10 protein-coding genes are annotated in these 16,963 nt (G+C 41.9%); 2 read left to right on the top strand and 8 right to left on the bottom strand.

All coding sequences use genetic code 11. From position 1 onward, the window contains the following. Positions 1-41 precede the first annotated feature (41 nt). Both HMPREF1144_RS08555 and HMPREF1144_RS08550 read left to right on the top strand, forming a co-directional pair. Positions 42-2,447: an Ig-like domain-containing protein gene (locus tag HMPREF1144_RS08555; RefSeq protein WP_009652476.1), complete on the top strand. Its 2,406-nt coding sequence runs from the start codon at positions 42-44 to the stop codon at positions 2,445-2,447. A gap of 136 nt (positions 2,448-2,583) precedes the next feature. Continuing rightward, positions 2,584-4,986, top strand: a complete 2,403-nt coding sequence (locus HMPREF1144_RS08550) for an Ig-like domain-containing protein (protein WP_009652513.1) — start codon at positions 2,584-2,586, stop codon at positions 4,984-4,986. A 319-nt stretch (positions 4,987-5,305) separates the two neighbouring features. On the opposite strand, the gene HMPREF1144_RS08545 is transcribed toward HMPREF1144_RS08550, so the two are convergent. The 8 genes from HMPREF1144_RS08545 to HMPREF1144_RS08505 form a co-directional block, all read right to left on the bottom strand. Beyond that, positions 5,306-6,316, bottom strand: coding sequence for a hypothetical protein (locus HMPREF1144_RS08545; protein ID WP_009652420.1), 1,011 nt, complete (start codon positions 6,314-6,316; stop codon positions 5,306-5,308). Positions 6,317-6,843: 527 nt separating this feature from the next. Continuing rightward, entirely contained in the window at positions 6,844-7,854 is a 1,011-nt protein-coding gene (locus HMPREF1144_RS08540; RefSeq protein WP_009652492.1) for a ParB family protein, read from the bottom strand. Next, entirely contained in the window at positions 7,854-9,101 is a 1,248-nt protein-coding gene (locus HMPREF1144_RS08535) for a ParA family protein (protein WP_009652444.1), read from the bottom strand. Before HMPREF1144_RS08535 ends, HMPREF1144_RS08540 begins: the two co-directional genes overlap by 1 nt. Before the next feature lie 2,293 nt (positions 9,102-11,394). Further along, on the bottom strand, positions 11,395-13,833 hold the full coding sequence (locus HMPREF1144_RS08520; RefSeq protein ID WP_009652484.1) for an Ig-like domain-containing protein: 2,439 nt from the start codon (positions 13,831-13,833) through the stop codon (positions 11,395-11,397). 160 nt (positions 13,834-13,993) lie between these two features. Further along, on the bottom strand, positions 13,994-14,452 hold the full coding sequence (locus HMPREF1144_RS08515) for a YuiA family protein (protein ID WP_009652458.1): 459 nt from the start codon (positions 14,450-14,452) through the stop codon (positions 13,994-13,996). Between the two features lie 251 nt (positions 14,453-14,703). Then, positions 14,704-14,832: a hypothetical protein gene (locus tag HMPREF1144_RS33875; protein ID WP_009652387.1), complete on the bottom strand. Its 129-nt coding sequence runs from the start codon at positions 14,830-14,832 to the stop codon at positions 14,704-14,706. 41 nt (positions 14,833-14,873) lie between these two features. Continuing rightward, the gene (locus HMPREF1144_RS08510; RefSeq protein WP_009652508.1) at positions 14,874-16,064 is read right to left on the bottom strand and encodes a hypothetical protein; all 1,191 of its coding nucleotides are present in this window, start codon (positions 16,062-16,064) and stop codon (positions 14,874-14,876) included. Positions 16,065-16,191: 127 nt separating this feature from the next. Then, positions 16,192-16,959, bottom strand: a complete 768-nt coding sequence (locus tag HMPREF1144_RS08505) for a hypothetical protein (RefSeq protein WP_042927319.1) — start codon at positions 16,957-16,959, stop codon at positions 16,192-16,194. Positions 16,960-16,963: the final 4 nt, after the last annotated feature.

The raw sequence follows: 16,963 nt of genomic DNA, 5'->3' as shown, positions 1-16,963 counted from the left end.
CACAATGCGACCTTTTAACCATGCTTTAGACTGGTACTGATATGAAATTCAAATCCAAGCTTCTGGCGGCATTAATCCTCGGCACCCTTTCATTGCCCGGCCATTCCCGTGTTTATGAGTACACAATCAATGATATCTACGGTGTGGAGAAATCCGTTAGCGCCGATTCAGCAAAGCTGAACACCACGGAAAAAATCCAGCTTAGCCTGATTTCAGGGTTGGACAGGAAAATCCGGGTGACGGTGAAAAAAGGCGACGTGAATGTCTACAGCACGACGACAGAAAGCGTGAAAGTTGCCGATCGCATCAAATCATCATCAGATGAAGAGTTTTACGGGAAAGTTATAACCCTGCCCCCGTTAAGTGATGGGCTGTATACCATCACCTCGGAAATATTGAATACCCAGGATGCCCTTATTGATTCGACAACCCAATCATTCCTGATTGATACGTCTGGCCCCACTGCCGATAACATGAGTATTGACCAGCGTCCGGGTTATGACATGGTCCTTACCGGAAACCTCTGGGAACTAGGGCTTGGGGCAGAAGCAAAACTCTATGTCACCGTCAAAAATGTGAAAGCGACGGCCGGTTTTGATAAAGCCACTATCCAGATCCTAAATCCTGATAATACCGTCTATTCAAAAATGGACATGGTTTACGACAGCGGTTCAGCATCGCTTTCTGTTCCGTGGACTAAGGGGAGCGCGGTTAAAGCCGACTGGATGCCGGTGTCTAATGCGGATACTGAATATCGCTTTCGTGTCACGCTATACGACAAGGCCGGTACCCGAAAAGTCCTCCCGGATCAGAAGTTCCTCTTTGACTCGGATTTAGGCGAATACACGCTAGTCGCGGTTTATGACCCTACAGCTGAAACCAGTGTTATACCCGGATTTAGTAAAGGGTATGTTGAATATAAATCGGGGATGACGGTCAATCAGAATCCCATCACTTTTATCTACCGTGTCCCCTCTACGAACCGCAGGGAGTACCGAAAAGGCGGACTGGCCTTCGGGAACATAATTTCTGAGGCGAACGGCTACAGCTATGTGTCGGTCACGACGCCTTACCAGACGCTCTCTGTTATCCATAACGGCTATCAGTGGGGCGGAGCCAGTGTTACCTACAATATTAAAATGGGGGCAGACGCGCCGGTAAGCCCCACTACTCCTGACGTGTGGATTACCTCGGACAAGAAAAGCTCGGTAAGCTCATATGATTACCTCTGGAAAACAACCGATCTTCCGGTGACATTTCTTAGTGCCCGCGTGAAAGCGTCTGCACGAAATTACATTCAAAAGGCTATGTCTAATACCGGCGATTTCTTATGTGACATTCCTGTCGGCGAGCTGGAGTGTGAAGGGAAAATTGTAGGGAATATTAAAAAAAGTGGTAACGGCCATATGGGGTTTTTCTTCAAGATGACCAATGCCGATGGTTCCCTTTTCTCACAATATGCTGAAAGGCGACAATACTGGAATGCTGACCAGTTGCCCAGAATAACTGGCTATGATTACCAGGAAGACAAGAAAAAGGTTCTGCTATTTGTGAATCTGCCGGGGAACGGCAGTTTACGGTACAAATTGCAGCTCAAGTCTGCTGTTCTGATTAATGCGGATTCAAATGTCCAGGTGTTAACCGGTACCAATACAGCGATTGCTGGTGATGATTACACCTACACGTTTGATTTGGGAGCTCTCCCGGAAGGCAAATATAACCTTACCTTCCTTGCCAAAGACACCTTTGATAATGAATCGTCATCCCCGTTCATCACGCTGGTGAACGATATGACTCCCCCTGACGTCATATTTAATTATGAAAATGCCCCGCTCACTTCTGGCTCTACTGTGTATGGGCTGGAGAACATAGCGATCAGCCTGAATGACGCGCTGACAAAACCTGTTCTTGAACGTCTTGAGCTGAAAGGTGGCCCCGCATCTGATAGCGTGATTCTTGGCTTCAACCAGAATGCCGATGGCTCCCATACGCCAGATTATCCCCGTCTGTTCCCTACCCTTGACGAAAATACCGATAAATACACCCTGACCGCGTATGCAACGGATACCAAAGGGAACGCCACGCAGAAAAGCATTCAGTTCGCCTACTATCCGAAAAATCTCGTTACCCTGGAAAAACTCAAAACGCTGGGTGTGGTGAAGGCGCTGAAAACCAGCGACAACACTCCGCTGGCCGTCATGCGTACCGGCCAGTTGAGACGTAACGATGGCTCCCTGGTTCAGGGTGTACAAACGGCCAACATCACGCTCAGGACTGACGCTAATTATGCGATCAACATACTGGGTACTGTCATTCAGCCGGGCGAAACCAAAGAAATCCAGATAGACCTCGGCGCTGGCGTCAACGCAACAGTCCCAATTTTCCCGGCTACAAACGGCTCTACTGGTCAAAGTGATTTCATCATTGAGTTTCCGCAAATTAAATAGCGGCTCACAATTACCGGTCCCTGCTGGTGGTCCGGTAATTTCTGGATAAACACGACAACGGCGGATATGACGGCCGGGAAGAGAGAAAAGTAACTTTCTCTCACTCTGATATCAAGTTTGCTGGGAATTAAGTGATATGAATACCAATATAAAAGTGCTGACAACGTTAATTCTGGCGACGATCTCCTTTTCGTCGTATTCACGGGTCTATGAGTACACTTTCACAGATATCTACGGCACTGAGAAGTCTGTCGGTGCAGAGACCGGCATCCTCAATACGAACGAAAAGATCAAGCTAAGCTTGATTTCAGGTCTCGACAGAAAAATTCAGATAACGGTAAGGAAAGACAATGTTGGTGTATATAGCTTTACTACGGATAGCGTGACAGTTAATGACCGAATAAAGGCTTCTACAGGTGAAGAGTTTTACGGAAAAACACTGATCCTTCCTCCACTAAGTGACGGTAGTTATGTCATAACCTCGGATATCCTGAATACTCAAAACACGGTTGTCGACAGTACGTCTCACAATTTTATTATCGATACTGTAGGCCCTTCTTCAGATAACCTGAGCGTAGACCAAAAGCCCGGATACGATATGGTGTTAACCGGCGAACGTTGGGAACTGGGTCAGGGGGCTGAAGCTAAGCTTTACTTGAATGTTAATAACGTCAAAGCTGCAACTGGTTTTGATAGAGCGACAATTCAGGTGATTAAACCTGATGACACGGTCTATTCAATCACCGATATGGTGTATGACAGTGGATCAGCATCCCTTTCTGTACCGTGGACAAAAGGGAATATGAGTCGGTCATCATGGATGCCTGTATCAAACGCTGATGTGGAATATCGCTTCCGTGTGACGCTCTATGATAAAGCGGGAAACCGTAAAGTTTTGCCGGACCAGAAGTTCATTTTTGACTCTGACCTTGGCGAATACACCTTGTTTGCTGTTTATGACCCAACTTCGAAAACGAGCGTGGTTCCAGGCTTTAGCGAAGGTTACATAGCATATAAGCCGGGAATGACCGTAAACCAGAACCCTTTGACACTGGTGTACCGGGTGCCATCGTATAACCGCAGGGAATACAATAAGGCTGGTTTAAAATTCGGAACGATTATTTCCGAAGCGAATGGCTACAGCTATGTATCAGCTAAGACCGCCTATAAAGTCACGTACACCATCCACAACGGATATCAATGGGGTGGCGGCTCACTCTCATATGATATCAATTTAGGAAGTGAGGCTCCAGTCAGCCCGGCAGCACCAGGAGCATGGTTAAGATCGGATAAGCAAGGAGAAATGAATTCAGGAAACTATCTTTGGAATACCAAAGATTTGCCCGTTAAATTCAGCTCCGTAAGGATAACTGCGTCTCCACGAAATTATGATCAGAGGGCGATGAGTGGAAATACAGAGATTTGTCAGGTACCGGCTGGTGAGACAGAGTGCATCGGTGCGGTATCCTGGTCTATTCCAAAATCAGGTAATGGTATTACGACCTACTCATTCAGATTGACAGATATTGATAAAACATTTTCATCAGTCAGTATAGAAAAAAGACACCACTGGAACACTGACCTGCTACCAAGAATAACTGGATATAGTTACCAAGAAGAAAACAAAACCGTACTGTTATTTGTAACGCAACCTGAGCGCGGTAAGTTCCGAGATCTGTTACAACTCAAATCAGCAGTTCTGGTGGATTCCGAAACCGGCGGTCAATTGCTGACAGGAACCCAGACTTCCCTTGCTGGAGAGGATTACACATATAGTTTTGATCTGAGCAAACTTGCCGAAGGGAAATATAATCTGGGCTTCCAGGCAAAGGACACCTTTGACAATGAAACATCGTCGCCATTCATTGACCTAATTAACGACAAGACGCCTCCGGTGGTTAATTTTAACTATGAAAATACGAGCCTCTCCCCGGGAGCCATCGTTTACGGGCTTGAGAACATCAGCATAACGCTAAATGATGCGTTAACCGCACCGAGCCTTGTCCGGCTTGAGCTTAAAGGCGGACCGGCATCGGACAGCGTTATATTAGGTTTTAACCAGAATAAGGACGGTAGTTATACCCCTGATTACCCTCGTCTCTTCCCTAGCCTGGATTCAGATACGGACAAATATACACTGACCGCGTTTGCTACCGACGCGAAAGGCAACACGACACAAAAAAGCATTCAGTTCGCTTACTACCCAAAAAACCTGGTTACCCTTGAGAAGCTAAAAACATTGGGAGTAGTGAAGGCACTCAAAACCAGTGATAACACACCGTTGGCCGTTATGCGTACCGGTCAGCTGCGCCGTAACGATGGCTCACTGGCGCAAGGCGTACAAACGGCCAATATCACGCTCAGGAAAGACGCAGATTATGCGATCAACATTCTTGGAAACGTTATTCAACCCGGTGAGACAAAAGAAATTCAGATAGACCTTGGGAACGGTGAAAACTCAACTGTCCCAATTTTTACAGCAGAAGATGGCTCTACCGGGGAAAGCAATTTTATTATCGAATTCCCACAAATCCAGTAGTAACGGAACAAATTGAATTTTTAATCTGTCCGACAGATGAGCCCTGATTAGGTTAATACCTGATTAGGGTCGTTTGCCCCAAATCATCACCACATAACAGAAAGTAACTTTCTATCATCGTTCATCGCCACATCAGGACGATGGATACCAGCTTTGCTGGGAGGTTTCCAGAAATGATCAGTGTCGTATTTCGACATGATCAGATCCGTTCATTGTTTTGACCCCCCCTCCCCCGTTGAAAGGGATAAACGTTACTTTTGGCCGGAAATTGCCAGGGTTATTCGTGAGTAGGCTGGGCGCAGCCCTTTCAAGTCAGGCTTTAACCACGCATGGCAGATTCATATATACGAATAAGTTTTATGCACAACTTTTTAATCTGGTTGTATGTATCGTCATTAACTGGAACTGAATTAAGTATATAATCAAGTAAAACGCATTCTTTCTCATAGATGACGACATAAAACGTATCTGAGCAACTTCCTCGTTCTAGGCTGAACTGATAAATTATTTCTTTAACCTGAAAATCAAACTTTCTTCCTGTTAGCCTCAAAGTTGACTTTGTATTATTGTTAATATATTCATTTTCATTATGAAACAAGTATTCCAAAGAAACTACGCTTTTATAACTGTCATATCCGTAGTTGTTGAAGGTAGTAAAGTATGCTGGAGATATTCTTAAATTTGATTTTTTCCCGTTCCAACTAATCCACCGGCTATGTGTGTTTTTATTCAATAATAATTTTTTTATTGCTTTGATTAAACCAGCATCTACCCCATGATTTGATTTGATCATGGAACGTAGGTGACTTTTAAGTATTGCCAAGTTTATTTCTGCAATGAATGCCTTGGAATCGTTGACGTCATACATTTTGTTTTCAATTACCTCATTGTGGTCAACGAAAACTAACCCCATACATTTCCCCTTAGAACTTGTCCATTTGAAATCCACGCTTTGGGAACCGATGAGATCATCATGTGAGATAATGACATTATGAGGGGCGAATATCTTATCTGGAGCTTGAATTACGCCCTTAGTAAAAATTGGACTAACAAAAATGCTAGATTCACTACATAGAATGCTATGGGCTATATCTTTAATCGCTTCATTGAGATAGTTAACTTCGCATATGCTTATATCTTTTTCATCCGCCATAACGTGCTTAAAAAAATGTCTCTGTTTGAAGTTATCAGTTTCAATTTCATTTTGGTAGTAAATGCGACTTCCGCATTGTGTGCAATAAAAGGTAATGTCAGAGGTTAACCGTGCATGGTGGGTATCGTATAACATGCCATTTCTGTCTTTAGCAAACAGCAAATATAAGTCTTCCATATCCTTCCTGTTCAGTTAATTGCAAACGAAAGCCCATATAATCCAAACCAGCTACCATTCCTAATCTTATCAGCATGAATATAAAAAATTCCCAAATAACACCCAAATTTATAGTGAAAAACAATTCACTAGGTGTAAAAGAAAGAACCCGCCTTTACTGGTGTTCAGAACGAGTTTAAGGGGGTTTTTTGGGGACGCGGGGCATCGGGAAACAGCTAACCCCCCTGTCCCTGACTGCGAACAACGGGGTTGTTATACAACCTGCAGGGCATCAGTAAGCTACTGTGAATCCCGAGGCTGACTGGGAACAATGGGGTTGTCTTCATCCTGCAGGGCTACAGGAGACGACCGAGAATCCCGAAGCCAAACTGCGAACAACGGGGTTGTCTTATTCTTGCCAGGCAACAGTAAGCGAGCGGGATTCCTTAGGCCTAACTGCGAACAATGGGGTTGTATTTGGTGAGATCAAATGAGAAAGTCATGACCCCTGTTTAAAAGGGAAAGAGCCATGACTATACATATTAATTCTATTTTGCTTTGTTAATACTGACTTTAATTAAACGTTCTATCTCATTTATTGTTGATTGATTTATACGCTTAAACTCAAAACTCACCTTTTGACCGTCAGTACTTTTCTTAATCCTAGCGTAAGTATCCTTATCATCAAATTCTGCAATATCTGACACTGTCCATTTAGAAGGTTTTTGTGCATCATTACAAAGTATACTAAGCACTGAAAGCAAACCTGTTAATATAGACTTCTGAACTTCCTCAATATCATTAATGTTGTTTATTTTATTGTCTTCTGCCCCAACTTCGGATGTGAGTTCCGTAAGAGGGATACTATTATTTTTGGCGGTTTTTTCAATTTTAGCCAATTTACTATAGTAAGTATTAGGTATCCCTTCACAATCGGGGAAAATTCTAATAAGTTCTTTGTCTACTTTAGCGGCCTGAATTCTTTTTCTTATCGATTCAATGCCAATGTTAAGATAGGAAGCAAGTTCATCATTGGTTTTGAACTTTTTATTCTCCATGATTTCAAGGTATTTCATACCCATTTCACGATATGAGAATCGCTTTGCTGTTTGTGCTGCATTTACAATACAAGCGGCATCTTCACGGCTAATTTCTTCATCGAATGACCATAAAGGCAGGTCTGCAGAACATTTGATGCAGCAGTATCGACGGCGACTACCTTCAACCAGGTAATATTTACCATCCCGACATACAGCAATAGCTTCAGTTGTTACCCCACTTTCTTTAATTAGGGGAAGTATATCTCTTGTAGAAAGATCATCAACTGCCTCTTGATTTCGAGGGTTTAGTTCATGAACGAGCGTTTTATCAGAGACTTCTGATCCTGGGACTACTACGTAGCGAGCTTCAACTTTGCGCCCATTCGCCAGAGTAAAGAGTCGCTTTTGCGTAGGGGGAGTTCTTAGAGGCGGAAGCCCGCTTTTTTGATCGACAACTGTACGTTTACCGTTTCCGGTTAAGTATTTGTCTTTGCTTGTACCGCGTTCAACTTCGCTCATTATTCACTGCCCTCCCTAACTGAGATACTTTTAATCTCATTGATAAGTTGTTGATATACCGACTGAACTGACATTTCAGCTATATCATACTGCTTTGAAGAACAGAGCTCTTCTGATTTTTTGATATCGAGTACTGTTCGACCTTTTTCGGCAGCTGCTACAAAAGCTTCTGAGTGTTTAATGTTTGTAGTCATGAATCTATCACGTACTGTTCTTACCAGTTTATTTAAAGTACGAATTTCATGTTGGCTTCTATCATCAACATTCACAGCTAGTACATTTAGCCATTTAATGTTCTCACCCTTAGAAGGCAATTGTTCAAGTCGGTCAGAAATAGTAATCATATAGTTTGTAGTTGATGCAAAATCATATTCTCGTGGTGTAATCGGAACAAGTATTGCATCAGCAGCTTCATTTGTTGACCAAATTATTGGAGAGTCTTGTGGTGGAGTGTCAATAAATATAAGATCATATTTTTCTTTTAATACAGGTATAACAACATCGCGAAAACGAGTAAGCAGCTTGTGTCTTGTTTCTTTATCCAGACTCCAATATTTATCAGTAAATCGGTCATCAGTCGGGAACGCTGTTATTACATCCATGTTGGGAAGATGCGTAGAAAATGCCATCGTTCCAATAATCTCAGCCTCCGTGTATCCCTGCTTTATATATTGAGTGAAATCGTTATCTTCAATTTCGCTAAGCAAAACGTCAGTAATAGTTAGATACACACTATCTTCGCTAGTGGAATGGATCAGGTTATTTCCTAATGAACCTTGTGGGTCTAGGTCAATGACACATATTTTGGCATTTAGATAAAGATCCAAAGCAGCTGAGGTAGCGAGTGTTGCTGTTGTTGTACTTTTACCGGTTCCACCTTTATGGTTTTCAGTCACGATGACTCGCGGCAAATACATGTCACGGTATTGAGGTGTGCCCATTGCATCCATTATTTTTTGCACATCCCAACGGGTATACAGGTGACTCTTGTTTTGGAAAATAGGTTCACCAATTACATTTTTTTCATGCAGTTCGGAAAGAATTCTACTAAATGTATTTCTTGATTTACCAAAAAAATCAGAGAGAGTTTTTTTATTTAAACAGTGATTATAGATAAGACGGTCTAATCCATCGACTTGCTCATCTGAAACGTCAACTTGGCTCGACTCAAGGATAATCTCCTTAAGACTTGCTTGCTCGTTTTTCATTTTCAGGCCGATCGCACGAATATCATTTAATATGCTCATAGTCTCTCCTTAGGTTAGTTTTTACATTATTAATGAGGATTGAGCACATTACAAGGTAAAAGTGCATTGCAATGCACTTTTACCATATTAAGCGCTCAAATCGAGATTTCGCGCACAAGTCATTTGTTTACTCTATGTAGCATAAAACCTCCAACATATTGATATACAATAAAAAAATGATTCAAAGTGAAAAAATATCGATTTGGTGAATTCTATCGCTATCGGCCTATATCTACAGCTTACTTTTCAATAATAGTGTTAGCCTTGCATTAACTAAGACGATGAAATCCGCCTCCCCTCCCTTCCCCTTCTCTTATATCCACTGTTTACACCGTTAGCTATGAACATCAGCAGCAGGAATTCTTACTGCAAACATCGAGGTTGTCTTTGCCTTTGGTACTTCAGTAAGTGGATGGGTCTACCGGAATGTGGCTGCGAACAACGGGGTTGTTTTGTACCTGAGAGGCATCAGGAAACCAATGAGAGCCCAGTTGGATAGCTGCGAACAGTGGGGTTGTTTTATTCCTGAGAGGCATAAGGAAGCTATTGAGAGCCCAGGATAGCCGCGAACAACGGGGTTGTTTTATTCCTGAGAGGCATCAGGAAGCCAATGAGAGCGCAGTTGGATAGCTGCGAACAACGAGGTTGTTTTGCACATCAAAGACATCAGGACGCGTAAGAGATCCTGATAGGTTTGTGCGAACAGTGGTGAAGTTTGAACCTGCCGGATATGAGGAATCTGCTGAGTTTCCCTGTTTGTGACTTCGACAACATAGTTGTTTTTGACCCACGAATTATCAGAAAGCCGCAGAGGTCCAAGGTACCTATCTGTGTACAAATGGGCTGCATTGTTGCTGACAGGTATCAAGATGAGTATGAGAACAAGGCCGAATATCTGCAAGTTACGTGGTTGTATTTCTCCTGATAGGCATCAGGAAGCGTAAGAGAACCTGGTGGGCTACCTGCGAACAACGGGGTTGTTTTTATTCCTCAGAGGCATCAAGAAGCCAATGAGAGACTAGTTAGATAGCTGCGAACAATGGGGTTGTTTTGTTCCTGAGAGGCATCAGGAAGCCAATGAGAGCCCAGTTGGATGGCTGCGAACAACGGGTTGCTTTGTTCCTGAGAGGCATCAGGACGCGTAAGAAAACCTGGTGGGCTACCTGCGAACAACGGGGTTGTTTATTACATGAAAGACATCAGGACGCGTAAGAGAACCTGATGGGTTTGTGCGAACAGTGGGGGAGTTTGAACCTGCTGGGTAAGAGGAATCTGCTGATTATCCCTGTTCATGACTGCGACAACATAGTTGTTTTGACCTGCAAATCAGCCGAAAACCGTAGAGATCAAAGTTTGCTATCTGCGTACAAAGAGGTTGCATTGTTGCTGCCAGGCATGAGGACGAATATGAGAACCAGGCCGACTATCTGCAAGCTACAGGGTTGTATTGCTCCTGATAGGCATCAGGACGCATAAGAGAACCTTTTGGGGTAACTGCGAAAAACGAGGTTGTTTTGTTCCTGAGAGGCAAGAAGGATCCGATAAGACCCCAAAGTGTTTTCTGCGAACAACGGGGTTGTTTTTTACATGAGAGACATCAGGACGAATAAGAGAACCTGATAGGTTTGTGCGAACAGTGGGGAAGTTTGAACCGGCCGGGTATGAGGAATCTGCTGAGTATCTATGTTCATGACTGCGACAACATAGTTGTTTTTGACCAGCGAATAATCAGAAAACCGCAGTGATCAAAGTGGCTATCTTCGTACAAAGGGTTGCATTGTTCCTGATAGGCATCAGGACGCGTAAGAGAACCTGTAGGGTAACTGCGAACAACGGGGTTGTTTTTAGTCATGCAAAGACCCTTGAAGCCTATCACGCTCACGAATCCGATCTGAGAAGAAGGGGGTTGAATTTATACCTGCGAGGCTACGGTAAGAGTATGAGGGCCCAGTGGGTTTCTGCGAACAAGGGGGTTGCTTTGTTCCAGAGAGACATCAGAAAGCACCTGAGACTCGGGGGGATGCGAACTACAGGGTATTTTATTACCTATGAGGTAACATGATACAGCTAAGATATAAGTGTGAAGGCTGAGAGCGACGGAGTTATGTACGGTCTTCCGGGGAACAGAAATACGCTGACTTTCGATGCTATCGAAAGAAATCACGGGAATAGGGGAGGGGGAAAAGAAACAGAAAAAAATAAGAGAAATGAAGTGTTGTATGTGAAACGAATATACATCCTAACCTTTACCGGCAAAAGTTAGGGCCATCGAAAAGACTGGCCCTAAAAGAGTTTATTTCAATTGTGGGAACTCAACAATAAAACCAGCAGAGCCAACAATACCATTTGTACCAGGAAATATTGGAATTACGACATCATTTCCAACTGTGCCCAAATCAATTTGTATTTCTTTAGTTTCTCCAGGGTTAACGATGTTACCTATAATACTTAGAGAGAAAGAAGCATCAGAGCGTACTGTAACAAGAGCCGTCTGAATACCTTTTGCTAAAGATCCATCATTTCTTCTCAATTGACTGGCCTTTAACACCGCCAATGGTTCTCCCGTAGATAAAGAAAGGGCTTTATTGACTGCAAGGGTGTTTAACTGATCCAAAACAATCAGGTTTTTAGGGTAATATGCAAAGCGGATAGAGTTAGTACTCACATTTCCTGCACTGTCTTTAGCTTTCACTAGAAGTGTATATTTATCAGTGTTCGCATCTAGAGATGGGAATAAGCGAGGATATAATGGCGTGAAAGTACCATCAGAATTTTTCACGAAACCCAATTCTACATCATCAGAGGTAGGTCCACCCTGAAGAACCATCTGATATATTTCCGAGCTACTAAGCGCATCTATTACAGAGATAGATATGTTCTCAAGTCCATATACAGTGCTTTCAGTAAGAAGTGGCTTTCCTTCATAAGAAAAAGAAATTGAAGGGGGAGTATTGTCAACAACAAGAGATTGGAACGGAAGTTGAGATGTATTATTGAAAGTATCAGTAGCACTAAACGCAAGGTTATAGCTACCTTCGGGTATGCCTGATAAATCAAATGCATAGGTATACTCTTCGCCCGACATGGCAACTTTTGTACCAGTAAGAAGTACTGCATTAGAAATTGTATCGAGTATCTCTACCTTTGAGAGCATTAAAACATCACGCCAGCTACCATTTCCAGGCTGAGAAACATAAACAAGCACAGACTTATTTTCTTCTTTATAATCGTAGCCCGTGATTTTTGGAATTAAATCTGTATTCCAAATACTACGAATTTCAAATTGATTTGATGAAAGTGTCTTATCGGGATTTCGAACAATAAAATAGTGAGCTAAGTACCCATTACCTTTATTTATAGAATATGAAAATGGTCCCGTACAAGAAATTTCACCTTGGGGAATGGTGCAAACTTCATAACCTTGAGTAATATTATAAAACGACTGCACATAATCTCTTGGATCAACGATGACAGTAGCACTTTGATATTCACCAGGTAAATCCTTATTGGTGAATTTCATTGTACCAGCGGAAAAACTTCCAATTGTAGAAAAAGTAGTTGCGTAGGATTTAATAGAAGGAGATTTTGGAGCCGTTGAACTCAACTTAATGTTATAAGAAGAGTTACCACCTCCATACTGGTAACCGTTATGTATAGTAAATGACGTTCCAACCGGCGTGGATTGTTTAATATAAACGTAACCATTAACTTCAGTAAGCAGCGAACCGAAAGATAAACCAGCTTTATTATACGCTCTATAATTATGTTTGGGTATTTTATAGACAAGAGTGACAGGATTGGTATTAACAGTCATGCCAGCAGTATATTTAATATAACCAGTAGCAATACCTGGAACTACACTTGTTGTTGAATTAGGATCAGCAACTGCAAATAGTTCATATTCTCCGGCCGAAGAATCAAAAAGAAATGTCTGATCGGGTACCTGAGTGAAATTTCCCGCTTTATCATAGAGAAATGCTCTAAAGCGATACTCTACATCAGCATCAGAAACAGGCATCCAAGTAGCTTTGGCTATTGCCCCTCCACCTTTGGTTATAGGGGCTGTAGCTGCTTTAGAACCTTCATCATACGTCATTGCATAACTTGATTGTGTAGAACCATCAGGTTTTATAATTTGAACTATAGCTTTATCAAAACCAGATAGATCATTGATATTCTTAATTGCAAGATTGATGGCAGCTTCCTGTCCTTGTCCTAGCTCCCAACGCTGCCCGGTTACCACCATGTTGTATCCTGGTATCCAGGGTACTGAAAAGTTATCTGACGTAGGTCCTACAGTGTCGATTACAACAAGATGACTTGTTGTTGAAACAACGGACGATTTTGAATCCAAAATGTCAGATTTTATGGTGTAACGTCCATCACTGATAGGAGGAATAGTGACTGTCTTCCCGTAAAAATAATTGCCGCTTGAGGAGGCAATTCGATCATCAACAGTAATGATGCCGGTTGTTGTGCTAAAGACAGCATTGGTATCCGTATCTCGAAAAACTGATATGCGAATTTGTTGGTCTAAGCCACCAATGAGGAGGACATTAAAACTTCCATGCGGATTAAGATACGGCGCACTTTCAGAGACACTTTTTTGAGCCCCATGGATATCTGTGAACTTATACTCGTATACCCGGGCATTCGCAATGGATAGCATGCTTGCGGCAATAGAGACGGTCATAGCTAAAGCAGAATGATGTAAGAATTGTGGAAAACTCATAGGAAACCTTTTAATGGGAGAAGCCACGAAAGTTACTTTCCAAAGACGCTCATCGGTCTATACGGGAATAATATCATGCGAATTTTTTTTGATTTCGAGATAAGAGGGCAAAAGAAAAAAATGTCACTATCTATTGATAGTGACATTTGAACTCTGGAGGTCAGTTGATTTCGGAGAGGATACGCTCTGCTACCGCAATTTGCTTACTGGAAAGATGACGGCCACTTTTAATGGTAAGTGTAAGACTTTTCAGGAATTGATTTTTGCTGCTTGATAACATGATTTTTTTCTCAAGTGCAGATAGATTATCAATTTGGTTCTTGCGCCAGGAAGTTGAATTAACAACCTTTTGGGCAGCTGAATAATTCTTTTTGAAAAGAACCTGCAACGTGAAACACTCTTTGATCAAAGTACCCTGTTTTCCAGTGCCTTTACAGGAAGTACAAGTACCTGAAGAGTTTGCATAACTGATGCGATGACGGCCGGAACCATGACAATATGTACATAAATAGTTTTTTTCGTACCGAGCGGAACCATTGAATTCATGAATATTAAAAACAAGTTTATTATCAATTAACTGACCATCAACTGAAAACCATTGTTCATTTGAATTTTTCATTTAGAATCCCCCGCCTTGTTGTATATTACACCATTAAATCAAATAAAAACGCCCTGTATAGGCCCTATTTTTAATGATGTATGAGCAGGGTGGAGGCAATTCTCATGTATTTATCATAAACATTAAGAAATAACAGAAAAAATATAGTTACTCAGTGTTTATAAAAAATAACGCGATTAAGTAGTTGAAATTTATATAATTATGGGGGCACACCCCCATAATTTAAGAAGAGAATAGGATTGCAACAGCCGTTAATTCTCTTCTGGATTAGCAATAGGAAAATTATTCATGATTACCGGAAGAACCGTGACTGCTAAAGGTTCACCATTTTCAGGAAACGGAGGTATCCCCTCCATCTCGATATCTTTTAAATCTGACATAGCTCAATCCTCAAAAATTAAATAATTATGGGTAATTCACTTCATACAGCAGAATGCAAATTCAGTAACGAAAATTCGTTATTCTGATTGTTCGAAGGTGGTTCATTCAAAGGAGCATTGGAGGCCGGTGTTATATTGGTGTCATCAGCTGTAGATTGAGTAGACTGTGAAAGTTTACCCTTTGTGGTTTTGCGCTCAAGCTTGGTTTCATGATCACGAATAGAGGCATAAGCCTGCAAAATAAGCTCAACAAAATGCCTGTCGACCTCAATATTTATTTTTTCATTTTGACCAATTTGTTCAAGATCAATCTCCGTAGGAAGGGAGGCTCGTAATCTGTTTGAAACCTCTTTGATACTGGCCGCCAGGTTTTGAGATAGTTTTCGTGGGATCGGCTGAATGCCAATCGAAGATTTTGTAATCCGGACTGCTTTACGTGTACCCGTGGTTGCTTTAATGATGTCAGTTACATTAAGTGGAAGTGAACCAACTCCTGATAAATCAGGTGAGAGAACCTTAATCTTGTCATTAAGGTCTGAACGTATTTTTTCAAGGGCTTCGTTTTCGCCAAGATCACGGATCAATTCCAGACACAAAGTATACGAAATCACATCCTGGCTAATTAGTACTTTGAGCTCATCATTGATTGTTGCCAATGAAATGAGTTGACGTACGGCCATATCTGAAATGTTTTCACGTTTGGAAACTTGCTCCACGGACATTCCTGCTTCATTAACCAAACGACTATAGGCAATTCCGCGACCTACGGGGCATAAAAGAAGGGCTTTTGCACCATCCAAAGAGTGCCATTCCTGCTCAATATCATCACCTAGGAATTCACGTAACCGAATAAGTATAGGAAGACCTGTTTCCTTGAGAGCAAGTAAAGCTGCACGGGTACGGCAGTTTCCCTGACGTACACGAGGCCGACCGTCAACAATGACGACAGTGATAGGGTCGATATCTGCACCGTTGATGAATGCGTTTTTAAGGTTCTGAATGTGCGCCGCAGGTTTTGGAAGCTTGTAATATTCTTCCCCCAATCCCATCTCCCTGCAGTTCCAGTTAGGTACGAGCTCCAATGCCCTCGGATCAATCATGTAAGGCTGTCCATTCACAGCCTTATGGCAGATATCCGGGTTGGCATCACTAAATTCCCGTAAATTTCTGACCTGACGGCCGTGGCGTTCTGTTGTGATAAAAAAGGATGCAGATTGTTGGTTGTTATTCATTCTTCTACCTATGACCAGTTCAACTACAGAAGCATTACTTTACATTAATATGGTATGAATTATTTTTGGCTTGCTGTAAGGATCAGCAATGCAGAACTATTTTTTTTAAAAGTAACTTTTCTAGGAATCACATAAGGTTTAACCCCTCAATGAAAACACTAACACCATGAATTTCAATGCTTTTTCTGGTTCTTGTGTAAGATATAACGCCATGGTGATTCAGTAGTTTCAAATCTGATAATGTTGCCGGTGCAATATCAGCGAGAATCAAACCTTCTTTTTTCAAAAGTAACTTTTGCAACAGGGTGTAAAGACTAGTCCGTTTTGAGAAAAACAAGGTTGATAAGACAATGGCTGTTCTGTTGCTTAGTACATGTAGTTGCGAGGCAGCGCGAGGGTTGATTGCTATATACCCTTTGCTGATTGTGCTTGTTTCAAACTCATGTCTTACCTCTGTAAACATAGCTATGGTCCGAACACAATTGTTGAGAACAATTTCTAACCTGAACTCAATCAAGAGCAATAGAAAATATGAGACATCGGAAAGTGAATATTTGATTGCTCGTAATCCAATGGCCTGGCAAACACGTTCTGACTTTTCAATCAGTTCCACAACTACAAAATTAAAGTCAAACACATCTAACTCAACATTTTTCCTTACGTTCAAGTCAAGCAAGATAGCTAACCACAGAGGTTGAAATCGTGTATGCATGATAGGGCCTGATAATTTTATCGAATCAGGGCGAGAGCATTTCTTACCGTTAACCAAAAGTGCGCTGATGTCGCAGGACGCTATCTCTATCTTTGAATGATCCAAACTTAGGGAAGCCTTATGGTATTTCTTGAAAAATACCTGCAACACCTCGATTTCTTGAAGATTTTTATGACTATTCATATCC

Origin of the sequence: Klebsiella sp. OBRC7 (assembly GCF_000293135.1) — a bacterium.
In the GTDB taxonomy this organism is placed as follows: Bacteria; Pseudomonadota; Gammaproteobacteria; order Enterobacterales; family Enterobacteriaceae; genus Klebsiella; species Klebsiella michiganensis.
The sequence above is the reverse complement of the archived record's forward strand: the minus strand, read 5'-3'. Positions and strand labels throughout refer to the sequence as shown.

What these genes read in the sequence shown, in the direction of transcription:
- HMPREF1144_RS08555 (WP_009652476.1), top strand. Translation starts at nt 42, where the DNA reads ATGAAATTCAAATCCAAGCTTCTGGCGGCATTAATCCTCGGCACCCTT.
- HMPREF1144_RS08520 (WP_009652484.1), bottom strand. Translation starts at nt 13,833, where the DNA reads ATGAGTTTTCCACAATTCTTACATCATTCTGCTTTAGCTATGACCGTC.
- HMPREF1144_RS08505 (WP_042927319.1), bottom strand. Translation starts at nt 16,959, where the DNA reads ATGAATAGTCATAAAAATCTTCAAGAAATCGAGGTGTTGCAGGTATTT.
- HMPREF1144_RS08515 (WP_009652458.1), bottom strand. Translation starts at nt 14,452, where the DNA reads ATGAAAAATTCAAATGAACAATGGTTTTCAGTTGATGGTCAGTTAATT.
- HMPREF1144_RS08510 (WP_009652508.1), bottom strand. Translation starts at nt 16,064, where the DNA reads ATGAATAACAACCAACAATCTGCATCCTTTTTTATCACAACAGAACGC.
- HMPREF1144_RS33875 (WP_009652387.1), bottom strand. Translation starts at nt 14,832, where the DNA reads ATGTCAGATTTAAAAGATATCGAGATGGAGGGGATACCTCCGTTTCCT.
- HMPREF1144_RS08550 (WP_009652513.1), top strand. Translation starts at nt 2,584, where the DNA reads ATGAATACCAATATAAAAGTGCTGACAACGTTAATTCTGGCGACGATC.
- HMPREF1144_RS08540 (WP_009652492.1), bottom strand. Translation starts at nt 7,854, where the DNA reads ATGAGCGAAGTTGAACGCGGTACAAGCAAAGACAAATACTTAACCGGA.
- HMPREF1144_RS08535 (WP_009652444.1), bottom strand. Translation starts at nt 9,101, where the DNA reads ATGAGCATATTAAATGATATTCGTGCGATCGGCCTGAAAATGAAAAAC.
- HMPREF1144_RS08545 (WP_009652420.1), bottom strand. Translation starts at nt 6,316, where the DNA reads ATGGAAGACTTATATTTGCTGTTTGCTAAAGACAGAAATGGCATGTTA.